The sequence below is a fragment of the Lactobacillus amylovorus DSM 20531 genome (assembly GCF_002706375.1).
GTDB classification, from domain to species: domain Bacteria; phylum Bacillota; class Bacilli; order Lactobacillales; family Lactobacillaceae; genus Lactobacillus; species Lactobacillus amylovorus.
In genome coordinates, this window is record NZ_CP017706.1 from 282,936 (window position 1) to 308,165 (window position 25,230).

25 protein-coding genes are annotated in these 25,230 nt (G+C 38.8%); 1 reads left to right on the plus strand and 24 read right to left on the minus strand.

All coding sequences use genetic code 11. The features are described from left to right. Window positions 1–20: 20 nt before the first annotated feature. From LA20531_RS01390 to LA20531_RS01460, 15 genes are all read right to left on the minus strand, one after another. Window positions 21–1,442 (minus strand): C69 family dipeptidase, encoded by a 1,422-nt coding sequence (locus tag LA20531_RS01390; RefSeq protein WP_056940341.1) that lies wholly within the window; start codon window positions 1,440–1,442, stop codon window positions 21–23. A gap of 45 nt (window positions 1,443–1,487) precedes the next feature. After that, window positions 1,488–2,816 carry a signal recognition particle-docking protein FtsY gene (ftsY, locus tag LA20531_RS01395; protein ID WP_082589032.1) on the minus strand — a complete coding sequence of 443 codons (1,329 nt, stop codon included), beginning with the start codon at window positions 2,814–2,816 and terminating at the stop codon, window positions 1,488–1,490. Then, on the minus strand, window positions 2,817–6,386 hold the full coding sequence (gene smc / locus LA20531_RS01400; protein ID WP_056940340.1) for a chromosome segregation protein SMC: 3,570 nt from the start codon (window positions 6,384–6,386) through the stop codon (window positions 2,817–2,819). It lies immediately after the preceding gene. Between the two features lie 12 nt (window positions 6,387–6,398). Next, entirely contained in the window at window positions 6,399–7,085 is a 687-nt protein-coding gene (rnc, locus tag LA20531_RS01405; protein WP_056940339.1) for a ribonuclease III, read from the minus strand. A 115-nt stretch (window positions 7,086–7,200) separates the two neighbouring features. Next, a complete protein-coding gene (locus LA20531_RS01410; protein WP_056940338.1) occupies window positions 7,201–8,973 on the minus strand; it encodes an oligopeptide ABC transporter substrate-binding protein in 1,773 nt (590 codons plus the stop codon). 212 nt (window positions 8,974–9,185) lie between these two features. Continuing rightward, the gene (locus LA20531_RS01415) at window positions 9,186–10,937 is read right to left on the minus strand and encodes an oligopeptide ABC transporter substrate-binding protein (protein ID WP_056940337.1); all 1,752 of its coding nucleotides are present in this window, start codon (window positions 10,935–10,937) and stop codon (window positions 9,186–9,188) included. A 212-nt stretch (window positions 10,938–11,149) separates the two neighbouring features. Further along, window positions 11,150–12,082 (minus strand): ABC transporter permease, encoded by a 933-nt coding sequence (locus LA20531_RS01420; RefSeq protein WP_056940336.1) that lies wholly within the window; start codon window positions 12,080–12,082, stop codon window positions 11,150–11,152. A gap of 14 nt (window positions 12,083–12,096) precedes the next feature. Continuing rightward, a complete protein-coding gene (gene opp4B, locus LA20531_RS01425; protein ID WP_056940335.1) occupies window positions 12,097–13,056 on the minus strand; it encodes an oligopeptide ABC transporter permease in 960 nt (319 codons plus the stop codon). 2 nt (window positions 13,057–13,058) lie between these two features. Then, window positions 13,059–14,045 (minus strand): ATP-binding cassette domain-containing protein, encoded by a 987-nt coding sequence (locus tag LA20531_RS01430; RefSeq protein WP_013642166.1) that lies wholly within the window; start codon window positions 14,043–14,045, stop codon window positions 13,059–13,061. A 3-nt stretch (window positions 14,046–14,048) separates the two neighbouring features. Beyond that, window positions 14,049–15,077: an ABC transporter ATP-binding protein gene (locus tag LA20531_RS01435; RefSeq protein ID WP_013438181.1), complete on the minus strand. Its 1,029-nt coding sequence runs from the start codon at window positions 15,075–15,077 to the stop codon at window positions 14,049–14,051. A 120-nt stretch (window positions 15,078–15,197) separates the two neighbouring features. After that, window positions 15,198–15,440 carry an acyl carrier protein gene (acpP, locus tag LA20531_RS01440; RefSeq protein WP_013438182.1) on the minus strand — a complete coding sequence of 81 codons (243 nt, stop codon included), beginning with the start codon at window positions 15,438–15,440 and terminating at the stop codon, window positions 15,198–15,200. 33 nt (window positions 15,441–15,473) lie between these two features. After that, a complete protein-coding gene (plsX, locus tag LA20531_RS01445) occupies window positions 15,474–16,475 on the minus strand; it encodes a phosphate acyltransferase PlsX (RefSeq protein WP_013438183.1) in 1,002 nt (333 codons plus the stop codon). A gap of 22 nt (window positions 16,476–16,497) precedes the next feature. Next, window positions 16,498–18,534, minus strand: a complete 2,037-nt coding sequence (gene recG / locus LA20531_RS01450; protein WP_056940334.1) for an ATP-dependent DNA helicase RecG — start codon at window positions 18,532–18,534, stop codon at window positions 16,498–16,500. A gap of 1 nt (window position 18,535) precedes the next feature. Beyond that, the gene (locus LA20531_RS01455; protein ID WP_056940333.1) at window positions 18,536–20,197 is read right to left on the minus strand and encodes a DAK2 domain-containing protein; all 1,662 of its coding nucleotides are present in this window, start codon (window positions 20,195–20,197) and stop codon (window positions 18,536–18,538) included. A 21-nt stretch (window positions 20,198–20,218) separates the two neighbouring features. Beyond that, on the minus strand, window positions 20,219–20,581 hold the full coding sequence (locus LA20531_RS01460) for an Asp23/Gls24 family envelope stress response protein (RefSeq protein ID WP_003547910.1): 363 nt from the start codon (window positions 20,579–20,581) through the stop codon (window positions 20,219–20,221). A gap of 167 nt (window positions 20,582–20,748) precedes the next feature. On the opposite strand from LA20531_RS01460, the gene rpmB reads away from it, so the two are divergent. Continuing rightward, a complete protein-coding gene (gene rpmB / locus LA20531_RS01465; protein WP_056940332.1) occupies window positions 20,749–20,934 on the plus strand; it encodes a 50S ribosomal protein L28 in 186 nt (61 codons plus the stop codon). Between the two features lie 227 nt (window positions 20,935–21,161). Here the strand turns inward: rpmB and LA20531_RS01470 are convergent, their stop codons facing one another. From LA20531_RS01470 to LA20531_RS01510, 9 genes are all read right to left on the minus strand, one after another. Further along, the gene (locus tag LA20531_RS01470) at window positions 21,162–22,283 is read right to left on the minus strand and encodes a GH25 family lysozyme (RefSeq protein ID WP_056940065.1); all 1,122 of its coding nucleotides are present in this window, start codon (window positions 22,281–22,283) and stop codon (window positions 21,162–21,164) included. Between the two features lie 62 nt (window positions 22,284–22,345). Next, window positions 22,346–22,735, minus strand: coding sequence for a hypothetical protein (locus LA20531_RS01475; RefSeq protein WP_056940120.1), 390 nt, complete (start codon window positions 22,733–22,735; stop codon window positions 22,346–22,348). An 8-nt stretch (window positions 22,736–22,743) separates the two neighbouring features. Continuing rightward, window positions 22,744–22,968 carry a hypothetical protein gene (locus tag LA20531_RS01480; RefSeq protein WP_056940066.1) on the minus strand — a complete coding sequence of 75 codons (225 nt, stop codon included), beginning with the start codon at window positions 22,966–22,968 and terminating at the stop codon, window positions 22,744–22,746. Continuing rightward, window positions 22,952–23,161, minus strand: coding sequence for a hypothetical protein (locus tag LA20531_RS01485; protein WP_056940067.1), 210 nt, complete (start codon window positions 23,159–23,161; stop codon window positions 22,952–22,954). The genes LA20531_RS01480 and LA20531_RS01485 overlap by 17 nt, the downstream gene beginning before the upstream one ends. Before the next feature lie 19 nt (window positions 23,162–23,180). Beyond that, entirely contained in the window at window positions 23,181–23,432 is a 252-nt protein-coding gene (locus LA20531_RS11470; RefSeq protein ID WP_236704152.1) for a hypothetical protein, read from the minus strand. Between the two features lie 121 nt (window positions 23,433–23,553). Then, window positions 23,554–23,736 (minus strand): XkdX family protein, encoded by a 183-nt coding sequence (locus LA20531_RS01495; protein ID WP_056940069.1) that lies wholly within the window; start codon window positions 23,734–23,736, stop codon window positions 23,554–23,556. A 1-nt stretch (window position 23,737) separates the two neighbouring features. Further along, window positions 23,738–24,340 carry a hypothetical protein gene (locus LA20531_RS01500; protein WP_056940070.1) on the minus strand — a complete coding sequence of 201 codons (603 nt, stop codon included), beginning with the start codon at window positions 24,338–24,340 and terminating at the stop codon, window positions 23,738–23,740. 64 nt (window positions 24,341–24,404) lie between these two features. Further along, complete coding sequence (locus tag LA20531_RS01505) at window positions 24,405–24,785, minus strand: hypothetical protein (protein ID WP_056940071.1); 381 nt, start codon at window positions 24,783–24,785, stop codon at window positions 24,405–24,407. Next, window positions 24,782–25,219, minus strand: coding sequence for a hypothetical protein (locus tag LA20531_RS01510; RefSeq protein ID WP_056940072.1), 438 nt, complete (start codon window positions 25,217–25,219; stop codon window positions 24,782–24,784). The genes LA20531_RS01505 and LA20531_RS01510 overlap by 4 nt, the downstream gene beginning before the upstream one ends. Window positions 25,220–25,230 lie beyond the last annotated feature (11 nt).

The following is a 25,230-nucleotide window of genomic DNA, read 5'->3' on the forward strand; positions in this document are numbered from 1 at the left end:
GCTGCTTTTTTTATCCATTATTAAAGATTTTCATCCATGTTGAAAGTTAACTTAGACATGTTGATTGAGTCAATCATCATTTGCCCCCATAACTTTTCAGTTTCCTTACGAGTATGAGCAACAGTCTTTTGGTTTTCTTTAGTCAAGAATTCAGTCAATTCATCGCCTGACTTGCCTTCCGAGTCCTTGATAATTTCTTCAACACGACCTCTGAAGTAACGGTTAAGTTCAGTAAGGTAAGTAGTATCAAGTTGAACAAATTGTGGGTAGTGACTTTCTACAATGGCTGCAAATGACTTGTAGTACCACCATGCGTCATTCATGTTGTAATCCATTGAAGTATTGTTAAATGAAGGATCAGTATCGTTCATGTTAGCAAAGAATGGAATGAATGGAGTAAATGTTGGACCACCAATACATAACCACATAATTGCGGCACGGTCTTCTGGAACATCACTTCTGATTTGCAAGATATGAGCGTTTTGCGTACGGTTCAAGCCAATTGGACGGTAACGGTGCTTTTCTTCTTCAGTACCCTTGCCAAATGGATCGTATGGAGTGTCTTGGTAGTGTGAACCTAATGCAAATTCAATATCTTCCTTGGTAATCTTCTTAGCAGCCTTACGGATGAATGGAATATCACCATCTTGTGGATCTTGTTCAATTTCTGGGTTGAACAACTTTTGAATGTACCATTGACGGTTAGTGTTGTAGTGACGGTCTTGTTCAGTGTAAGTACCGAAAATGTGACGGAAGTTCCAGCCTTCGTGATCTGGGTTCAAATGATGTTCTTCAACGAATTCTTGAATACCTTCACTCCACATGAAGTAGTCAGGATTATCGAAGTCAACTTGTTCAATAGCAACACGGTTACCAGTTGCAGCGTAGCAGTCATCTGGGATACGTTCTGCTACCCAGTGGTGACCAGTAACAATTTCCATGTACCAGATTTCGTCTTTGTCACTGAATAAAACTGAGTTACCTGCAGGAGAACCATACTTAGCAATTAATTTACCCAAGTACTTAACACCATCACGAGCTGAGTGAATGTATGGCAATACTGAAGTTTGCATACAATCTTCGTCCAAACCATCCTTAACGAGTGGATCGAATGCTAAAGTTCTTTCGTTACCGTAAGTTGATTCAGTACATGACATAGCAACGTTTTCTTGGTTAATGCCACTTTCATCGTAGTAACCACGGTGCTTGTAATCAACATTAGGAACAGCTGGAACACGTTGAGCATCTTCTGGAAGATCCATTTCAAACTTGTTAAGCCATGACTTAATGTGTTTCTTTTCACCATGACGAGCTGGTTCAATAATGAACTTTTGTGGGGTAATAGGACGAAAAGTATCGTCGTTACGAGCAATCATAGTAGTGCCGTCGATTGATGCTTTCTTACCTACCAAAATAGTAGTACAAGCGCTATATTCTTTCATAAAATTCTCCTTATTATTAATATAGTATATACTCTAACTTTATCACTAGACTAAGCCATGGAAAAGACCAATAGCATAATTTGCGGCATCAAAATCTGCCAAATCTTCTGCTTTTTCGCCTAAACCAACCAATTTAACTGGCAACTTCATTTCGTTACGGATTGCCAAAACAACTCCACCCTTTGAAGAGCCATCAAGCTTAGTTAAAACTAAACCGGTTAACTTAGTGGTCTTGTCAAAGTCTTTGGCCTGCAAAAGGGCATTTTGTCCAGTTGAACCATCAAGAACCAATAAAGTTTCTGCTGGTTGTTCAGGCAATAATTTCTTGATCGTTCTTTGAATCTTTTCAAGCTCAGCCATCAAGTTCTTCTTATTTTGCAAACGACCTGCTGTATCAACTAACAGATAATCAGCTTGTTCTTTAATTGCCCGTTCAGTAGCATCGTAGACAACTGAAGCAGGATCTGCCTTCTCTTTACCAGTTATAACAGGGACACCAACACGCTTGCCCCATTCTTCCAATTGTTCAACCGCACCTGCTCTAAAAGTATCGGCTGCAGCCAAAATAACGGATTTGCCTTCATCTTTAAAGCGTTTAGCCAATTTACCAATAGTAGTAGTCTTTCCGGCACCGTTAACTCCGACAAAAAGGTAAACATTAGGTTTAGCGTCAGGATCGTAAGCTAATTTTTCATCCTTACCTTGACCCCCTTGGTCGTAAAGGTCAACCAATTTTTCAACGATTACTTGCTTCAAATCATCACGTGATTTAGCATTTTGCAACTTAGCTTCTTCACGCAATTCATCAGTTAATTGTTCAGCTGTTTCAAAACCAACATCAGATTCAATCAACAAATCTTCAAGATCATCAAAGAAGTCTTCATCTACTGATCTAAATCTTGCAAAGAAGGCATTTAAACGCGCACCAAAACCTTTATTGGTTTTTTCAAGCCCCTTTTCATAAAGCTTTTCTTGAGCATCTTCTTCATCAGAAGATTTTTCCTCATCATTTTCTTGCTCTGCTGGTTGTTCTTCTTCAGTTTCAGATTCAGCCACATGTGTTTTTTCTTCGGCTGGCTTCTCTTCTACTGGTTCAGACTCTTCAGAATTTTCTACTTCAGTAGCTTGTGGTTTTGGTTCTACTTCAGTTTCAGATGTAGGTTCATTTTCAGCCTCAGAGGTAGTTTCTGCTTCAGATTCTTCTGTTGCAGCAGTTTCTTCAGCTGACTCTTCTTTTTCAGGTTCAGCTGATTCTTCTGATCCTTGTTCTTGCTTTTCTTCTTCCTCTTGTTTTGGCTGTTCTTCTTTTTTCTCTTCTCCGTCCTCGTCTTTTTTACCAAAGAGAGACTTTTTAATTCGATCAAATAATCCCAATTATCTCACCTCATGTTTGTTCTTTAATTCTTTTAATGATACAGACAATACTTGAGAAACACCAGATTCTTGCATTACTACACCATACAATTGATCAGCCTTACGCATAGTTCCACGTCTATGAGTAATTACAATAAACTGCGTCTTCATATCGTACTTAAGCAAAAACTGGGCAAATCGAGTTACATTTGCATCATCAAGGGCAGCTTCCACCTCATCTAGTACACAGAATGGTACTGGATTTACTTGCAACATTGCGAACAGCAAAGTAATAGCAGTTAAGGCTCTTTCACCACCAGAAAGCAGACTTAAGCGTTGCAATTTCTTGCCAGGTGGTTGAGCGATAATTTCAATTCCTGTTTCAAGCAGGTTATTTGGCTCGGTTAGTTCAAGTTTAGCCTTTCCTCCGCCAAAGACTACAGGGAAGATTTGCTTAAAGCTGTCTGCAATTGTATTAAACGTATCCTTGAATCGAGTTTTAACCTCTTCATCAAGTTCATTCATGGACTTTTCAAGATCGTCACGTGCCTTAAGCAAGTCGTTTTGTTGACCACTCAAGAAGTCATAACGCTTTTTAACATTTTCATATTCTTGAATTGAATCAAGATTAACTGGACCAATATCTTCAATTGACATGCGATGCAGTTTAACGCTCTTAGCTAATTCATTTCTGGTGTCTTCATCATTTTCGCCTTCAGCCTGAGCAAGAGCTGCCTCATAAGTTAATGAGTAATCATCACGCAAAGTTTCAAGACGTTGATTAATTGCACTGTTGAACTTAGCTAGTTGCACTGAATAGCCTTCTTGTTCAATCGCGGCATCCTTACGCAATTCATAGTTTCGACTAGCTACTTGATCCAGCTGATTGATTTGCGCATCAAATTGACCCAATTGTGAACTAAGCTCATTCAACTTGGTTTGTAAGTCTTCAGTTTGCTGCTTGAGGTCTGCTTTTTGCTTCTTCAGATCGGTATTCTTTTGAACTAAACGCTCACCACTTTGAGTTAAGTCTTGCAGTTTGTGCGTCAAATCAGCAGTTTGTTCTTGATTATTTCTAATCTGCTGTTTCTTCTCATTTTCTTGTCTACGCAAGTTTTCTAATTTGTTGGTATAAACCGCAATATCTGGATCCAACTTGGAAAGCTGATCTTGAACCTTTTGACTCAAGCTGTTAAAGTTTCTAATTCGCTCTTGCAGCTGATTCATTGCAGTTCTTTGCTCTTTACCTTGCTTAGTCAATTCATTTTGCTTGGTTTGAGCTTCTTCAATCTGCTGCTTTAATTCTTTAATCCGAGAATCACGTTCTTTGATTCTAGATTCGTACAAATTATTAGCATCGGTTAAACGCTTAACTTCTTTTTCTTGACTTTGGAAAGAAATAGCAACTTCATTAATTGCTTGATTAGTTTCTTGCAAAGAACTTTGAAGCTTTTGCAATTCAGCATTTGCTCTTTGGGCTTGATCAACTAAGGTTTCAAGTTGATTCTGATCTTCTCTCAAAGTCTTAGTCAAAGTCTTGATTTGTGCTTCTAACTGATTGATTTCAGTAGCGGTTTGCAATGGAGAGTTATTCCGCTGATTTCTTTGTCCACCAGTCATGGAACCACCAGGTGAAATTACATCCCCATCCAAAGTAACGATTCGATAGCGATTGATGCGCTTAGAAATAGATAAAGCAGTATCAATCGTATCTACAATAATTACGCTACCCAATAAGTAATTGATTGCAGCGTTAATATTACGCTCAGTTTTGCTTTCAACTAAATCGCTAGCTACGCCTCTAAACCCCTCATATGATTCAAGTGTAGTAACGGTTGATTGAGGGATGCCATATTGACGCAAACCGTCTAATGGCAAGAAAGTGGCACGACCTGTACGATTGCGCTTCAATTGGTTAATTGCGTTTCTAGCACTAATTCTGCTATCGGTAATTAAATCCTGAACGCCGCCCCCAAGAGCAGTGGTCATCGCAGCTTCTAGTTCAACTGGGAAGGAAATCAATTCACCTACTGCACCAATTACGCCAGGAAAGGCATTCATGTTGTTTAAAACATTACGAACACCATAGTAATAACCCTCGTGACGTTTTTGGATGTTAACTAAAGCTTCATGACGAGCCTCAATTTTTTCTAATTTTCCTCGCTCATCGGCAACTGTCTGACGCAATTGATTAACCTTATTAGTCAAGTCGCTATTTTGATCGCCAACTTCGGCTAACTTGATCTTTTCACTCTTGCGCTTTTCAGTTAAAGTTTTGCCTTCGGCACGGAGCTTCTCAAGTTCAGTCTTTGCCTCACTTAATTGCTTTGAGACATCGCTATTTTGATAACTAGTATCGGCTTTGCTTCGCTTTAATTCAGTATTCAAGTTAACGATTTGGTTATTAGTCGTCGCTTGATCTTGAAGCAACTGAATATAATCATTTCTGCAGCTTTCCAGTTTCTTATTTAATTCTTCTGGATCTTCCTTTAATTCTGCAGTTAATTCATCACGTTGCTTTTGTAAAACAGCCTGCTTATCCTTTAACTCTGTCGCATTCTTTTGCAAAGAAGCCAAGTCTTTATTTAATTTAACCAGGCTATTTTTCAAACTCTTAACTTGATTTTGATACTCGACCTTAGTCGCATCATCAAACTGACGAGATTGCTCTACCATTTGCAAGCTAGCATCCAAATCGGACAACTTCTTACTTAATTCAAGCAGTTGCTTTTGCGTATTATCACGCTCAGTTTGCAGTTTCTTATACTCGCCTCGTTTTTCAGAAACTGCATCTTGAGAATCCTTAACTTCATTATCTAATTTAGATAAAAGAACTTGACTCTTCTTAGCAGACTTTTCTACATCTTCTTTTTGACGGTTGATATCTTCAATTTCAAAAGCCAATAGACTCTTTAATTTCTTGTCTAAACCTGCCTTTTGAAATTGATATTCTTTAGCCAGTGAGCTTTGTTCATGTAACGGCTCAAGACGACCTTCGAGTTCTTTAACTAAATCATTAATTCTAATTAAGTTATCTTGTGTCTTTTTGAGTTGCGTCTGTGCTTCTTCTTTTTGCTGCTTAAAGTGAAGCACACCAGCTGCTTCCTCGAAAATAAGTCGTCTTTGTTCTGGACGAGAATTTAAGATTTGATCAACGCGTCCCTGGGAAATAATGGACAAACTATTTGGTGAAATTCCTGAATCAAGGAAAAGTGCACGAACATCGCGCATTCTAACTTGTTGATTGTTGATCAGGAATTCACTGTCGCCTGAACGCAAAATTCTTCTGGTAATTGAAACTTGATCGGCGTCAAAAGCCAATTCACGATCTTTATTATCAAATACTAAAGTAACTTCTGCTTTATTCAGTGGCTTACGATATTGACTACCAGCAAAAATGACATCCTTCATGTTGGTACCACGAAGGGATTTAGCACTGGATTCACCCATTACCCAACGGATAGCTTCAGTGATGTTACTTTTACCACTACCATTAGGTCCAACGATGCCAGTAATTCCGTCATTAAAATGAATAGTTGTCTTTTCCGCAAATGATTTAAAACCATCAAGCACTAATTCTGTTAATGGCACTTTTTCGTCCCCTTACTCTAATTCTTTTAATGCAGCCTTGGCAGCTTGTTGTTCTGCCGCCTTCTTATTATGGCCTTCACCGCGAGTCTTAGCCTCATCATTGATCTTTAATTCAACTTCAAAGTGCGATGGCAATTGTGATTCACTGATGACTGAATATTCAATATTAACGGGACCATTTTGTTGCAACAATTCCTGCAAGTCTGTCTTATAATCGCGTGAATCATCAAACTCACCCTTATCAATTAAAGGATAAACTGTTAAATGCAGGAAGTGCTCAACTGCTGGCATCCCTTGATCAAGATATAAAGCACCATTAAAAGCTTCAAAAACGTCTTCTAGTAAAGTTTTACGGCTTCTAGCACCAGCTTTTTCTTCACCATTGCCCAAATGAATTTCTTTTTGAAAACCACATTCAATCGCAAATTCAGAGAAGCCTTCAGTTCTAACAATATTAGATCTTAATCTAGTTAATTCACCTTCATTTAACTTAGGGTAATGACGATACAAATAATTAGATACAGCCAATTCCAGAACGGCATCACCTAAAAATTCTAGTTTTTCATAATCACGAATCCCAGCGTCAGGGTGTTCATTTGAATATGAAGAATGCGTAAATGCTTCTTCTAGTAATTTTTCATTATTAAATTCAACATTATATTCGTCTTTTAATTTCTTTAAAAATTTTGTACTTACCATGATAATTGCCCCTTTATACCTAGTAAATTATACCAGTTTTACCACTAAAATTTGAATGTCAAAAAAAGACTACTTCAAAAAAATGAAGTAGTCTTTTAATATTTAGTAATTTTTATTACTTAGCGTAAGCTACATTGTACCAGTTAGGGAAACCGTTACCCATTGAAGCTGATGGCTTAAGTGAGTAGCCAGTAAGTTTCTTGTTAACTGCAGTAATAGTGTAACTGTTTGATACAGGAATAACGTAAGCTTCGTCATCCATGTACTTTTGCCATTCGTGGAATTTATCAATTCTGTATTGGTGGTTGAAGGCCTTTTGTGAGTCCATTTCATCAAGAAGTTGAGTGTTCTTCTTAGTTACGAAACGTGAGTAGTTCATTGGAGCTGTTTGACTGTAAAGGTCGTTTGGTGATGGTTCACTTGAAAGTGACCATGCACCCATGAACATATCAACTGATGGGTCATCGTTTTGAACCTTGTCGTAGAATGAGTTAAATTCAATTAAACGACCGCCAGTAAGCTTAACGTTCAAACCTTCCTTCTTCCATTGTTGGATGTAATTTTGGATGATTGGTTCTTGGTTAGCATTACCACTCATAGCTGCAAGATGAATAGTCAAAGGCTTACCGTTAGGTTGTACACGGTAAGTACCCTTCTTCTTGTATCCAGCCTTGTCCAAGATTTCGTTACCCTTCTTAATGTTGTATGAGTAACCCTTAACATCCTTGTCGAAGTAGTCACCGAATTGCTTAGGAATCAAAGTAGGAATTCTAAAGCTTAAGCCGTATGAGTAACGCTTAGCAACTTGGTTAACGTTCATACCGTAACCAATGGCTTGACGAAGAGCCTTGTTGTTCATCTTGGACTTAGGGTTCATTACGTTTTCGCCCTTCTTAGCGTCCCACTTACCTACCTTAAAGCCAAGGTATGAGTATGAAAGTGGAACAGTAGCAATGAAGTTAACGCCCTTAGTATTCTTAACGTTTGGCCATTGTGAGTTGATAACTTGGATAACGTCAAACTTGTTTGACTTAATACTTTGAGCAACTGAGTTAGGGTTGATTACAGTAGCGGTAATCTTGCTAAGCTTTGGCTTGCCCTTGTAGTAGTACTTGTTTGGTACCCAAGTAGCTGATTGACCACGAACAAGTTTTTGAAGCTTATATGGACCAAAGAACAAAGGCTTCTTACGGATCTTGTCGCTTGACATTAAGTCTGAGAATTTAACGTCCTTTAAGTAGTGGTAAGGTGCTGCAGCTTCCCAGATGTAGCCGTTACCACTAGTGTTCATACCTGGCTTCATAGTCTTAAAGTGAAGAACAACCTTACGACCATTTTCACCATCTGGCATTTCAAGACCAGAAATAGTGCTTGCCTTACCTTCGTGGTATTCTTTCAAACCTACCAAGTCAGCTAAACTTGCAGTGTAACGTTGTGACTTAGAATCCTTGTTAGCAATAATTTCGTAAGCGTATTCGTAGTCCTTAGCGGTTACTTGCTTACCATCTGACCACTTAACGCCCTTCTTAATGTTGATAGTTGCAGTCTTGGCCTTTTGGTCAATATTAATGGTAGCTGCACCCTTATTAGTGAAGACATAATGATCATCAGTTGAGAAAAGTGATTCAGCACCATATTGCATAACTTCGGTATCAGTTGCTGAAGTTGAAAGTTCATCATTAAAAATACCTGTGAATGGGGTATCGGTTTCAACAGCAACCTTTACAGTACCACCGTTCTTGGTAGCCTTCTTTGGAACAACTGAACTAAACTTAGCAGCAGTTGAAGCTTCGTTAGCGTTTTGATTAGATGGCTTCCCACAAGCTGCTAAAGTAAGAGCAACACCTGATAAAAGTGTAATGCCAGCAAATACTTTTGCCTTTTTCATTAGTAAAAATCCTCCATAACTTGGAACAAGTTGATACTATCAATAATAGCACTATTACAAAATAGTTACAATAGCATGAAAACGGCAGGTATCTTTTTAAGACATCTGTCGCTTTTTTATGTTAGTTATTAGATTTTTAATATGAAAGTTTATGTAAAGGATTATTTATTGTTTAGAAATTTTGGAGATTTTTACTAATGTGCTTAATTACACTATTTTGCGTAGCCAACCTTGTACCATACTGAGTTAGCATCTGATGGCTTAAGTGAGTAGCCAGTAAGCTTGCTGTTAACTGCGTTAATTGAGTATGCGTTAACAGTTGGAACTACGTAAGCTTGGTCAAACATGTACTTTTGCCATTCGTGGAACTTTTGAACACGGTACTTGGTATTGAAGGCCTTTTCTGAGTCCATTTCTTGAAGAAGTTGTGAGTTCTTCTTAGTTACGAAACGACTGTAGTTAAATGGTGCCTTTTCGTTGTAAAGGTCATTTGGTGATGGTTCACTTGAAAGTGACCAACCAGCCATGAATACGTCAATATCCTTAGAATCGTGTTGGATCTTGTCGTAGAATGAGTTAAATTCGATCAAACGACCACCAGTAAGCTTGACGTTCAAACCAATCTTCTTCCATTGTTGGATGTAGTTTCTGATGATTGGTTCTTGAGTTGATGAACCAGTCATAGCTGCAAGGTGAATAGTCAATGGCTTACCATTAGGTTGTACACGGTAGGTACCCTTCTTCTTGTAGCCAGCCTTATCAAGCAATTGGTTAGCTTTCTTAAGGTTGTAGTTGTAGCCCTTAACATTCTTGTCAAAGTATTGACCAAATTGTGCAGGAATTAAAGTTGGGATTCTGAAAGTTAAGCCTTGAGTATATCTCTTTTCAACGGCGTCGATGTTCATTGCGTAAGCCATAGCTTGACGTAATGATTTATTGTTCATCTTAGCCTTAGGATCCATTACGTTCTTGCCATCTTCCCACTTACCAACTTTAAAGCCCATGTAGCTGTATTGAAGAGGAATCTTTGCAACAAAGTTAACACCCTTAGTGTCCTTAACTTGTTGCCATTGTGAGTTGATAACACCAGCAATATCAAACTTGTGACTCTTGATTGCTTGTGATGCTGAGTTAGGGTTTACAACACTAACAGTAATCTTGTTAAGCTTTGGTGTACCTCTCCAGTAGTACTTGTTAGGAACCCAAGTAACTGATTGACCACGAACGATCTTACTGATTTGGAATGGTCCAAAGAATAATGGATTCTTACGAACTGCATCTGAAGATTCCAACTTGCTAAATGGAATGTTCTTCAATTGGTGATATGGACTTGCAGTTTCAAGGAAGTAACCGTTACCTGATTGAAGCATACCTGGTTTCATTTCCTTAAAGTGAAGAACTACCTTTCTTCCATTTTCACCATCTGGCATTTGGATTCCGGAAATAGTCTTTGCCTTGCCATCGTGGTATTCTGTCATACCAACAATATTTTGAAGTGAAGCGGTGTAACGTTCAGACTTAGAAGCTTTGTTAGCCATAATTTCATATTCGTACTCAACATCTTTGGCAGTTACTTGCTTGCCGTCTGACCACTTAACACCCTTCTTGACTTCAATTGTGATGGTCTTAGCTTTACGGTCAAGTTTAAAAGTAGCAGGTCCTTTGTTATTAATCTTGTAGCTATCATCTGTATCGAAAAGAGCTTCATTACCAAATTGTGATACATCTGAGTCAGTTTGACTAGTTGACAATTCATTGTTGAAGACACCAGTGAATGGAGTATCTGTTTCAATAGCGTAAGATAAAGTTCCACCCTTTTTAACAGGCTTAACAGGTGTTTCTTCCTTAAACTTTTTAGCTTCTTGTGAACCGGCATTATTTGAAGTCTTTTGACCACAAGCAACTAATGCTAATGCTGCTGCGGAAACTACTCCGACAGAACCAAATACCTTTGTTAATTTCATATAATTATTCCTCCATCTAGGATATCTTTTTTTATTAATAATCTTTGAATCAAGTTGATGATTAAATAATACCACGCTATATTAGTTTTTCAATAGTTTTATGAAATTATTTTTAATTTTTATTTTATTAGAATTACATAACTTTATTATTATGCAGACACAAAAACAGCTCTATCAAGCGATAGAGCTGTTTTAATATATTTATTAGATTATTAATTTTCACGTTGTCTTGCGTCACCAGCACGTTGAAGAGCACGACCAACGTAGTTAATACTTAAGGAAATTACCAAAAGCAAGATAGTAGCTGGAAGCCATAACCATGGACGGTTAATAACGTTAACTGGGTCATCAGCAAATCCAATCAAAGTACCAAGTGATGGCGTAGTGGTTGGCAACCCATAGCCCAAGAAAGACAAACTAGTTTCAATACCAATGTTACCAGCAATAGTTAAAACAATGTCGATGATAATCATTGAAGTAATGTTTGGCAAAACTTCACGGAACATGATTTGTAAGTTAGATGAGCCTGATGTCTTTGATGCCAAAACATAGTCACGGCCACGTTGTGACAGAATGAATGAACGGTAATAACGTGCCGTCGTCGTCCATCCGAACATCGCGATCAAGAATACCAAAGTTACAGCGTTGTAGTTAGGAATAACTGTAGTCAAAACAATGATAATTGGCATTTGTGGCAAAATTTGAATGAAGTCAACTATTCTCATGATGATGACATCAACAACACCACCATAGTAACCAGAAACTAATCCGACTACCAAACCAACGATTTCAGTGATTACAGTAACTGAGATACCGATCATGATTGAGTTACGTCCACCCATGATGAGTAGCTTCAAAATGTCACGACCACCATCATCAGTACCAAGAAGGTGACCACCTTGGCCCCAACCGTAATATGCGTCAACGATATTCATTTCAGTAATTTGTGCTCTATTCAAGAACAGTGAACCACCAAAAGTGAATAACAAAATTAAAATAATGATAATCAACGCTGTTAAAGCAGACTTAGAACGTAAAATTTCACGTACAGCCACCTTGAATCCAGAAGGTGGGAGAGTAGCCTTGGGTGTAGCGTCTTTTTTACTTGCTTTCTTTGTAGCAGTATCTTTCTTCTTATCAGCCATTTCTTCTCTCCTCCCTATTGAATTCTAATACGTGGGTCAATAATACTCATAATGATATCTGACAATAAGTTACCAATTAAAGTCAAAATACCAAAGATAAGAATCAAAGCAGTTAAAGTGGTGTAGTCACGTTGACTGATTGAGTCAAGGAACAACTTACCCATACCAGGATAACTGAAGACACTTTCAATAATCATTGAACCACTAAGAAGACCAGTAATAGTATTACCAAGGAAGGCAGCGATTGGCAATAATGAGTTTCTCAAAATGTGCTTATGGAAAACGACATTTTCAGGAACACCTTTACTGCGAGCTGTTCTGACGTAGTCTTCAACCTTGTTGTCAACGATACCAGTTCTCAAGTACTGAACGATACCAGTAGTAGTAATCAAAGCATACAAGACTGCTGGCAAAATCATGTGGTAAAGTCTACTGCCAAGCACGCCCCAGAATCCTGACGCGTTAGCTGAAACTGAACCTGAGATTGGGAACCAACCTAAAGTAAAGCCGAAGAGCCATAATCCTAAGATATAGAATACGAACCCTGGCGTTGCCAAAGTAATGTAGTTAAAGATTTGAACACTAGTATCTTGCCATTCATCTTGGTGACGACCAGCAGTGATACCAAGAGGAATAGCAATACTATAAGTCAAAATTGTAGTCAAAAGTGAAAGCCAGAAAGTATTGTTTGCACGGTCGGCAATCAATGATGTTACTGGAACGTGCTGGATGTAACTTGTACCTAAATCACCATGGAACAAGTTGCCCACCCATCTAAAGTATTGCACGTACCATGGATCATAAAGACCTGCAGCTCTTCTTAAAGCTTCAATTTGCTTTGGGTCAGTGTTAGGGTTGATTGATCCGCTGAATGGGTCACCAGGCATCATCTTAGCTAAAAGGAAGACGAGCAGACTCAAGATGATCAATTGAGGGATCATGATTAATAAACGACGTAAGATTGTTTTCCACATGCTTAATCACTCTCCTTTTCTTCTCGTTCTTCAATTTTAGCTTCTTGTGCCATGTCTTTTGGCAAAGCTACCCAGTGGTTAGGAGCTACCTTTTGAAGTGGGTAAACACGACCATTTTCGTCATACCACTTGCTTTGGTTTTCCTTAAATTCTCTTTCGACTTGTTCACGGTGCTTCTTGTGTTCTTCACGGTGTTCTACGTCTACCCTAGGAATTGCGGAAAGAAGTCGCTTAGTATAAATATGAATTGGGTGCTTGTAAATTTCATCACGGCTACCCAGTTCTACCAAACGACCACGGTGCATAATCGCCAAATTTTCTGACATATGCTTAACCACGCCTAAGTCGTGAGAAATGAATAAGTATGCAATGTTGTATTGTTGTTGAATGTGCTTCATGAAGTTCAAAACTTGAGCTTGAACTGATAAGTCCAAAGCACTAGTTGGTTCATCGGCTACAATCAATTTTGGATTCGTAGCTACCGCACGAGCAACACCAATTCTTTGACGCTGACCACCAGAGAATTCGTGAGGATATTTGTAAATCGCATCACTAGGCATCCCTACAATATCGAGTAATTCTTGTACACGATCACGTTCTTGATCAGTAGTCAAGTTTTCGAAGTTTCGAATTGGTTCAGCGATAATATCTTCGATTCTCTTTCTTGGGTTCAAACTTGACATTGAATCCTGGAAGATCATTTGAACATCCTTGTTGTAGTCAAGCTTTCTACGATTGCTTGCCTTAGTTACGTCTAGGCCCTTATACATAATTTGACCACTAGTAGCTTTTTCAACACCAACAATTACCTTACCAGTCGTTGACTTACCAGAACCAGATTCACCAATTAAGCCGTAGGTTTCACCTTCACCAATTGAGAAGTTAACCCCATCAACGGCACGAACATAATCAGTAATTCTGTTCCAAAAGCCTGAACGAATTGGGTAATATACTTTTAAGTCTTTAATCTGAATTATTTCTTTGCCCATATACTACTCCCCACTTGCTGCTTTTTGCGTTTCGTCTTCGCCTTCAAAATGGAAGGTCTTCCAGCAAGTACATCTTACCCAGTGACCTGGGACTACTTCGTGTACTTGTGGATTTTCTTCATGAGCGCTTGCTGGAATCCATGGGATTCTAGCAGCAAATCTATCACCTGTACGTGGCATATTCTTAAGTGATGGCACAGTACCATGAATAACATGGAGGTCCTCATCTGAATCATCAGATTGAGGCATTGAATTAAGCAATGATCTTGTGTACGGATGAAGAGGATTTTCGAAAATCGTCTTTACATCTGATTTTTCTACGATTTGACCAGCATACATAACAGCAACTTCATCTGCAGTTTCTGCCACAACGCCCAAGTCGTGTGTAATCAAAATAATACCTGAGTGTGATTGCTTTTGAATGTCTTCAAGCAAGTCCAAAATTTGAGCTTGGATAGTTACATCCAAAGCTGTTGTTGGTTCATCAGCAATGATGATTTCAGGCTTACATGCGATAGCCATCGCAATAACGACACGTTGACGCAAACCACCTGATAATTCGTGTGGATACATTGCGTACATTTCTTCAGGCTTAGGCATACCTACTTGATTAAACAATTCAATAACACGTGCATGACGTGCCTTTTCATCCATATCCGTATGGTAGTATAAAGTTTCAGCTACTTGATCACCAACACGCATCAAAGGATTCAAGCTGGCTAGTGGGTCTTGGAAGATCATACCGATCTTGTCGCCACGAATCTTATTAAACAATGATTCATTTAAACCAACTAGGTTCAATTCGTTGTAAAGAATATCACCTGTAACTTTGGTGTTTTTATGGTCATACAATCCAATAATACTTGCAGCGATAGTACTCTTACCGCAACCAGATTCGCCTACGATAGCAAGAATTTCGTCACGCTTCAAAGTCAAATTAATATCATCCGCAGCATCATAGAATTTCCCTTGCAAACGGTACGCCGTATGCAGGTGCTGAATATCTAATAATAGATCACTCTGCTTTTCCAAAGGTCATTCCTCCATTTATGGCTTTGTTCATTAAAAGCCGTTTAATCTTTTCTATTTATTTTCTAATTATAAACACAAAGCTGGTCGTATGCAAATAACTACACGGCTTTTTTTAGGAAATTAACCTTGATGAGACTCGATATATGAGACTGCATCCCCAACTGTTTTAATCTTTTCAGCTTCTTCATCAGGGATTTCTGAGCCGAATTCATCTTCAAGTTGCAAAATGAATTCTACTAGGTCAATTGAATCAGCATCCAAATCGTCGGTAAAGCTAGTACTTTCAGTGATCTTGTCTTTATCTACATCAAAATTTTCAGCAATCAAATCTTTGATCTTATTAAAAATCTCTTCTTTTGACATATAAATAATCCTCCATTTTAATAAATTATTTTACTATTTTGAAGCAAATTCGTCTTTAAAATCTTCAACAAGATTTTCTTTAATCATTTTATCAACCTGCTTCAAGGTGTAGTAAATCGGTCTTACATCTGAACGGCCGTGTGTCTTAACAACTGGTGCATTGACACCAAGAAGGACAGCTCCGCCATACTTAGCAGTATCAAATTTTGATCTAAGGCTAGATAATGAACCCCTGACCATTAAAGCACCAAGCTTAGTCATGACGCCACCATTTAAAAGACTGTCTTTTAATAGATGTAAAAGAACGCTTGAAGTTCCTTCGATATTTTTAAGAACGGCATTGCCGGTAAAACCATCAGTAACTACAACATCAGCGTTGCCAAGCAATAATTCGTTACCTTCAATATTTCCTTGAAAGTTCAATGAACTATCCTTCAGCAATTGATAAGCTTGTTGGTGAACATCGTCACCCTTGTCGCTTTCTGCACCAACATTTAAAAGGCTAATACGTGGATTTTCAATACCGCGAATCTTTTCTGCATAGTAAGAAGCCATTTGCGCCCATTGCAACAAGTATTCAGGCTTACTCTTAGCGTTAGCACCTACATCTACCATGTTAAAGCCATCATCACTGTTTTGTGCAGGAAGCGTTGGCATCAAACCAGGACGAACGATGCCTTTAATTCGGCCGATGATAAAGATACCACATGCCAAAAGCGCACCGGTGTTACCTAATGAAAGAAGTGCATCAGCTTTTCCTTCTTTAACATAATTTGCGGCAACCACCATTGAAGAATCTTTTTTCTTTCTGATGGCTCTTACCGGCTCATCTTCATCTTCAATAATTTCAGTTGTTGATACAACACCCAATTGATCATTAATTTGATCAGCTGGAATTAATTTACGCAATTGTTCTTTATCACCAAATAGTAAAAATTTAGTGTCGGGCATTTCGCCTTTTGCTTTCAAAACAGCCTCAATGATTGCTTCTGGGGCATTTTCACCGCCCATGGCATCAATTGCAATTGTTCTCATATACTTTTTCACCACATCTTTTTTAAATTCTGTTTTGTTCTAATTGCTTATATTCTAACACTTGCTTTAAGGAATTATGTTCCGGACTTGTTAATTCTGGATCTGCTTTAACCAACTCACGGGCGACCTTTTGGGCCACTACTAACGTATTGTAATTATTGACCACATCACCTACGCGAAATTCCGGCAAACCGGATTGAGCTTTACCGAATAAATCACCTTCACCACGCATTTTAAGATCTTCCTCAGCCAATTTAAACCCATTGTTGGTTGCGGCAATAATTTTCATTCTAGCCTTGCCTGAATCCGTCTTAGGATCTGCAATAAAGATACAGTAACTTTGTGTTTGACCACGTCCAATTCTTCCGCGCAGCTGGTGCAATTGACTTAGACCAAAACGATCGGCATTATAAATGACCATCATGTTGGCATTAGCTACGTCAACTCCAACTTCGATTACGCTGGTCGTTACCAAAATATTGATTTCACCACTAGCAAAGGCGGACATGATCTCGTCTTTTTTAGCTCCTGGCATTTGTCCGTGTAAAAGCACTACATTCTGATCTGGAAAATCATGGCTTAATTTTTCATGCAATTCTTCAGCATTCTTTAAATCCAGAGTTTCTGATTCTGTAATCAATGGCGTTACCGCATAAATTTGGAAGCCCTGATCTAGTTGCTCGTACATTAACTTGTAAACGTCTTTCATCTGGCTGCTAGTCTTCCAAGCCGAAATGATTGGTTTTCGTCCAGCCGGCAGATGGTGAATTTCAGATACTGTCATATCGCCATAAACAGTCAGAGCCAAAGTTCGAGGAATTGGCGTTGCCGTCATTGCTAAAATATCCGGATTGTCACCTTTATTGATCAAAGCTTGTCTTTGACCAACACCGAACCTGTGCTGTTCATCAATGATGACTAAGCCTAGCTTTTTAAAGATGACGTTCTTTTGGATTAAAGCATGAGTACCAATGACGACATTGATCGTTCCGTCCGTTAACTCGCGATAAATTTCACGGCGCTCGAGTGTTTTAGTATTACCTGTAAGTAAAGCTACTCTTACGCCAAGTGGACGCAGCAACTTATCAATCTTTTTAAAATGCTGCGTAGCCAAGATTTCGGTTGGCACCATCAAGGCAGCCTGGTAGCCCGCAGTAATTGCCGCAAAGATAGCATAAACAGCTACAATGGTCTTACCAGAGCCAACATCGCCTTGAAGCAATCTTCTCATTTGACCATCTGAGTGCATATCCGCGAAAATTTCATTAACAACTTTCTTTTGATCATCAGAAAGCTCAAATGGCAAAGATTTAGTCAAATTAGCTATTTCTTTTAAATCATATTTCTTAGGGTAACCCTGCTGCTTACCATCATGATTTGCAAGCAACGCCAGCTGCAATTCAAAAATGAAGAATTCACGGAAAATCGCACTTCTTTTAGCCAATTCAGCATCATGACCATTTTTAGGGTGATGCATTTTTTGAATAATTTCTTGATCATGTAGCAGACGATACTTTTCCATGATTTCTTTTGGAACAATATCCTGCACCTGATCTAAGAAACTATCAATAGCCAAATTAATTAAATTGATCAGCTTCTTTTGCTTTACGTGTCGATTAACTGGATAAATCGGCGCCATACCACTATCATTTTCTTTAGCAGCTACAAATTTAAAGGCGGACAAACTTTGCCGAGCGACATTGTATTTACCATAAATGGCAACTTCTTGCCCAATTTCAATTTTACTTTTCAGCCACGGTTGATTAAAAAAATTGACCATGACAATATCATGGTCAATTTTTATTTTGAAGCTTAGTCTGCTCTTCTTGTATCCAAATCCACTAACAAAAGGCTCAGTTGCTACGATTCCTTTCAACATTACCTTTTGACCATCCATGATTTGGTCTAACGGCAATGTTTGAAGTTCGTCATATCGAAAAGGAAAATAAAAGAGTAAGTCATAAATACTATAAATCCCTAAGCTTCCTAGATCAGCTGCAGTCTTTGTCCCTACGCCTTTTAAATCTGTTACCGGAGCAAATAATGCATTATCTAACATTTTATTCAACTGATACTAAGAAATGATATACTGGTTGACCGCCATCATGAATTTCAAATTCAAGATCATCATGTGTTTCTTCAAGTTGGCTAACCACTTCTTGTGCTTCTTCTTCATTTGAATCACGACCAAACATGATGGTAATGATTTCTGAATCTTCATCAAGCATCTTTTCGATCATTTCGGTAGTAGTCTTGATCAAATCAGCGTTATCAACCTTAATATTACCGTCGATGATACCAATGTAATCATTCTTGTGAATTTCTACGTCGTCAATTTCAGTATCACGAGTAGCTTGAGTTACTTCACCTGAAACTACAGTGTCGAGATCTTCTGACATAGCTTCAACGTTATCATCAACGGAAGCATCTGGGTTAAATGAAAGCATTGCAGTAAGACCTTGTGAGATAGTCTTGCTTGGTACGATACCTACTGGAATGTCACTAACTTCTGCAGCTTGCTTAGCAGCCATCACGATATTACCGTTGTTTGGCAAAACAATTGCCTTCTTAGCACCTGACTTCTTGATTGCATCAATAAAGTCTTGGGTTGATGGGTTCATTGTTTGACCACCAGAAATAATTCTGTTTACGCCTTCGCTTTCAAACAATTTTCTAATACCGTTACCAGAAGCTACGGCAATAACAGCAAAGTCAACTGATTCTTGTTGTTCTTCATCTTGATCAACGATGCTTTCGTGTTGGATACGCATGTTGTCGATCTTGATCTTGCCTAATTGACCGAATTGACTACCGTACTTGAAGACATCACCAGGGTGTTCGGTATGAACGTGAACCTTAGCAATTTCACCATCAGATACAGCTAAAAGTGAGTCGCCCAAACCTGACAAGTGCTTTCTGAATTCTTCCAAATCGAATTTCTTCTTGTTTGGCACGTCAGCGTTAAGGTCAACCATAATTTCAGTACAGTAGCCGTTCTTGATATCTTGAGTAGCTAATTGACTTTGTACAGAAGATTGGTGGTGCATTGCGTTGATCATTTCATCCATTTCAGTTTCGTCAGGTTGATATTGATCAGCAAAGTTTTCACCAAGAAGACCTTCTAAGAAACCTTCATAAATGAACAAAAGTCCTTGACCACCTGAGTCAACAACACCAACTTGCTTCAATACTGGAAGTAAATCTGGAGTTGATTTAAGAGCCTTCTTAGCACCTTCAACAACTGCCTTCATTACTTCAGTAACATCATCAGTGTCATTAGCCTTAGAAGCACCTTCTTGAGCAGCAACACGAGCTACAGTCAAAATAGTACCTTCGACAGGTTTCATTACTGCCTTATAAGCAGTAGCTACACCATTTGAAAAGGCGTTAGCCAATTCTTGTGCAGTTAAGGTCTTCATGCCTTGAGTAGCTTTGTAAAAGCCGCGGAACAACTGTGAAGTAATAACACCACTGTTACCACGTGCGCCCATCAACATTCCTTTAGCTAAGCTTTCAGTCAAATCACCAACATTGCTGCTAGGATTTTCAGAAACAGCTCTTGCCCCACTTTCAATAGTTAAATTAATGTTGGTACCAGTATCACCATCAGGAACTGGGAACACGTTCAATGAGTTAACAAACTCAGCGTTCTTACCAATTCTGTGGGTGGCAACACGCACCATATCTCTAAATTGCTTACTATCTATTTCATTTAAAACCACTATTTAAAACCTCCGCTTACGTTATTCGTCAAGTACTTTTACGCTTTGAACGATTACATTAACGGCTTTGGTGTTAATTCCTAATTGATTAGAAAGATTGAATTTAACACTGTCTTGAACATTCTTACTTACTTCAGAAATCTTAAGTCCATAACCAACAATAATGTACACGTCAACAGTAATTTCATTATCTTCTGACTTTACAACAACGCCACGTTTATAGTTGGCGCGGTTAAGAATCCCGTCAAAGCCATCGCGAATAGCATTCTTAGATGCCATTCCTACAACGCCATAATTAGACGTAGCTGCGCCACCAACAACAGTTGCAATTACACCGTTTGAAATATCAATCAAACCATCTTTTGTCTTGATCTTAACAGCCATCTTTGTCCTCCGTCTCATTATCTATGTATACGTTTATTATTTTATCATAGTACTTACTCAATCAATAAACAAAATACGTTGTAAAAAAATCCTTTTAGAGTTGAATTGCTTCAAAACATATGATAATCTAATTAAGTATGACACCACAAATAAAGGAGATTTAGCAAATGGCAAAAGATTACGTAACAGGTAAGAAGACTACATTCGGTAACAAACGTTCACACTCAATGAACTCAGCTCGTCGTGCTTGGAAGCCAAACCTTCAAAAAGTTCGCATTCTTGTTGACGGTAAGCCAAAGCGCGTTTGGGTTTCAACCAAGGCTTTAAAGTCTGGTAAAGTTACTCGTGTCTAATAATAAAAAAGCCTATTAGATCTTCGATCTGGTAGACTATTTTTTTGTCTAAATTTAAGTTAAAAACCTTTTGTGCAACATTTGTGCAACAGTAAATTATTTTTTTCTTCCTTATAAAAGAGACAAAACAAAAAAGCCACTCCAGGAACTTAATCCCAGAGTGGCTTCTTTGATAGATTTAGAGGGGTTGATTTTTTCACTTCCTCTCATATAAATATTCTAATTAATTATAATACGATATAGGCTCGGTTGCCTGTGACATACACCTGCTTGCCTTTGTGTAACTCCTTGATTTTCAGGAAGTGCCCGACACGCCCTTGAATCTCAATTTTTGAGTTAAGAGCCAAGCCGTACACTTTTCCAGCGTCTGCCTTTGGTGCATCTAAGGCGTGAGTATGTGGCATCACGATCTTGGCAACGCCATGTTTGGCATCGTTGTATGCGATCGGATTAGTCTTGACATAGACGGCACGGCCATCGAAGTATTGGTTCTTGCCAACCTTAACAGCGCCATTTTCCAAGCCGAAGACTTGCCAGACAGAACCACAAGGTTTTAGCTTTGATGATTCTTTTTTATCAAGTTTGGAACTAGTGTAGACATATGCTCCTTTGGCGTTAGACACAACTGCAACAGCACCAATGTTCCACTTAACAACGGGGTGCTGAGACAGCGATTCTGTAGTTTTTTTAGCTGGTTTAGACTTAGAACTGTTCGAACTGGTCTTTAAGTCGATTAAGCAAATGTTGCCATCAACGCCTAGACCACGGTAGTTATCCGTGAATTGCCAGATAGCAACGCCGTCCATAGATGGGAAATAGTTAAAGTCAGCATAATCTTGACGACCACTTACTTTATAAGATGCTACCCATAGACATGTACCAAATGATTTTACAATTCGTGAAATGCTTAGACGATTTCTTAAATTGTAAGCACCAGAATAGATTAAAGGCTTATATCCAGTTTCCTTGATAACTTGCATTGCGGCAAGAACAGCATCTGTATTAGTAGACGTACTGCCATTTACCGAGTTGCCAGAGCCTTGCTCCCAATCATCTGCAAGATAGCTACCTGCAGGGATGCCATATGCCTTAGCCTTAGCTACTGCATACTTGGCTTCCGCCATTGCTTTGGACACAGAAGCACTATGGTTGGCATAGAAATAGCCCATAACCATTAGGCCATGAGCTTTAGCCGATTTAATTTGTGCTTCTGCTTTAGGATTGGTGTACTCTGTGCCTTCAGTAAGCTTTACGAAAGCAAACTTGGCACCAGCATAATTAACTGTTGTGCTTTGGTAGCTGGCTACGTCCACACCATAACTTTTCTTTAATACGATTGAGTTTGACATCAGATTCACTGCCTTTCTTTCTGTCTTTCTCGAAAGAATCGAAGATGATTTCGTTCCATGTCTTAGTCATTTTTTACATCATCTTCTGCTTGTACAAAGCCAATTGGCTCAACAGTTTCATTATCTTGTGATGGTGTAGCCATTTCCTTTTGTGCATCATCGTATGATTTTTGGATCATACCTGCAGCCACTTCCTTAGTTAACTGTGGTTTTTGCTTTAAGAGCTGGTCAGTAGCCCAACTCTTTTTTTCTGCGCCTGTAAGGTCAAGCAGTTTGTTAGCTTGACTGTATAAAGCATCAGACGCTTCTTTGACAGTCACAACTTGTTCGGGCACTTTCTTACCCGATGCAGTCATCTTTTTAATGTAGAAATCCAGTGCAGTAGATACGCCTTGCGATACTGCTACAATCACGATCAGAACAATCAAAGCATAATTCATAAGCTGTTCCATTGACACGACTAGTCACCTACCTTTGGAAGTAAGGGCTTGTCTGGTGTAGTCTTTTGCACCGTTGGTGTTGGTGCTGGTGTGTCGTCCTTGACCATACCGTTATCAGTAACGCCAGATAAGTAGCGCACCCACTTAGTTACTTCTTTCGCGATGTCTTGTGGGACATCATCAAGCGTCAAAACGCCATCTTGTACTAATGTTACATAATCTAAAATTCTAGTGTTTGGTTTCATAGTTATTTAACTCCTCTCGTAATTCTTTGTTTTCTCTTCTCAATTCCCTATTTTCAGCAAGCACAGCTTTATAGTCATCTGCTAAAAAGCTGTGTTTGTCCTGTCTCGTTGATCTCTTATCACTTAGATAACTCGTAAATAATCCCAGCACAAAAGGGGCTAGTACACTAAGTATGTCTTTAAGACCTTGCATAAGTGTATCAGCTCCTTTCTCAGCCTCGTGGGTCATACTCATAAGCAATCTGCATAAGATTAATGATTGCATATATCTCGAAGACGACCACAGGATGAAATCTGAAATATCCAGCTCCAAAGATGTGGAAACTTTCTGCAACTAGCAGGACCGTCAGAAACGCTACTGAAACGCCCAAACCAAGTTTGACTAGTATATCTATGTGTACATCTAAAACACCGCACAGAATCAAATCAACACCTGCCAGTAAGCCGATAATATCCACCCACATGTTGTTCCAGGCTGGTGCTAGTGCCGGCGGATAAAAAAAGTAAGTCCGGTCGACTATGAAGCAGACAGCAAGACTTACGATTAGCAGGCCAGTTTTGATAAAGTTCCAGCGGTTTAGCGAACTAAACTTGTGCAGATGGTGTGGTTTGAGTAGTTGGTGCAACATAAGCTTCACCTACAATCTTCTTGTAGTCGTCATAAGTAAGTTGACCATTCTCAACCAATCCTTGGAAGTAGTCCTTGTCAAAAAGACCCATTTGAAAATCCAATACCCACATTTGTACAAACATTTCATAAATTGACATACTAGTTACCTCCGTTTTCTTGCTTAGTGTCAGTTGTTTCAGTTGATGGTTGAGCTGGTGTAGCTTGCTTTTGGCTTGCCATTTGTAACATCAATGTCTGCATTGATGCGAGCAACTTGTTTTGGTTTGCTTGACCTTCTGACAATTCCTTGATTGACTTGGTCAATGCCAAGGTTTGTGCAGTGCCATTTGATTGATTTTCTTGTACTGTCTTAACAGTTTGATCAAGTTGTTCCTTTGATTTATCAAGTTCGACAATCTTAGCTTGTGCTTGTGCAAGGATTTGAGATTGTGCATCATGAGCGTTTTCAATCCAGCCACCGCTCTTTACTGAGTAAAGTGGGTCAACAAGGTCGTCGCTTGGACGTTCCTTGTATACGTGCCATGGCAATTCTTCATATGCCTTTTCATCAAAAACTGGCATTACATAGTGGTGCCATAAAGGATTAGTGTTATCTGGGTCGCTCATATATAAGTAACCAATCAAAGTTGGAAAGTTCTTTTTCAAACTTTCTTCTTGTGCCTTAACAGAAGTATCAACTTCTGCGTTTTGTGTAGCAGTTTCAGCACTTGCTACTGGTGCGTTTTGTGTTTCTTCAGCCATAATTGGCTCCTTTCTATTAAAAAGCCCACGGGTACGCCCCGTGAGCTAGGTTATTATTAACTTTTTATAATCCGTTGCCAGACATATTTTGCTTCATGATGTCACTGGCTTTGATAAGCATTCTATATAATCCGTCGCCTGTACCGCTATTGACAGTATGATCAAACCAGACGGTATAATACGTGGTTTTGTTTTTAGCCATAGAAATACCTAATATTTCGCCTGTAGAAGCAATGTTATTATCAACGTCAGATGGCGTAGCCCAACTAATTACGGAATCGTCAAAATTATTTAATGACACATATCCACCTGGTACTTTTAGCCAACCAATTTTATATTTGCTATAAGTAATTGACTTACCAATTAAACTGGTATCAACATAATCCTTAATAACTTGAGTATCTGGATAAAACTTATGATCGTTAAAAATAAGGTGGTCGATCATGCGATCACCACCATTCTGTAAAGGTTTCTAAACCATTGATATAAGTGGCTTAGGAGGTGCTTACCCCCCCATTTTACATTTTTAGCTTGGTTCTTTGGTACTTTGAGCCATGCAATGTATTTATAGTAACCATCTAATCGCCCATCTTCGCTATTATCACGATACGTATCAGAGTACCAACTTTGCTGGGGATGAACAATGTAATCATCTTCCCCAACAGCAACAACTTCAGCGGTATGATCATCTTTCAAGCAAAAGCCGTCCGCGTCGTTATATTCATACATCGATGTATCTAAGTTAACCTTAAAGCCATCCGGTATAGTGATTTCTGTCGGAATGGCTAAGAATTTTTTGCTATTAGCACTGATTTCGATTGAATCGTCATTGATGTTAAACCATTTGAGATTGTTAAATAGCATGTGATCTACTGTCATGCTAATCTCCT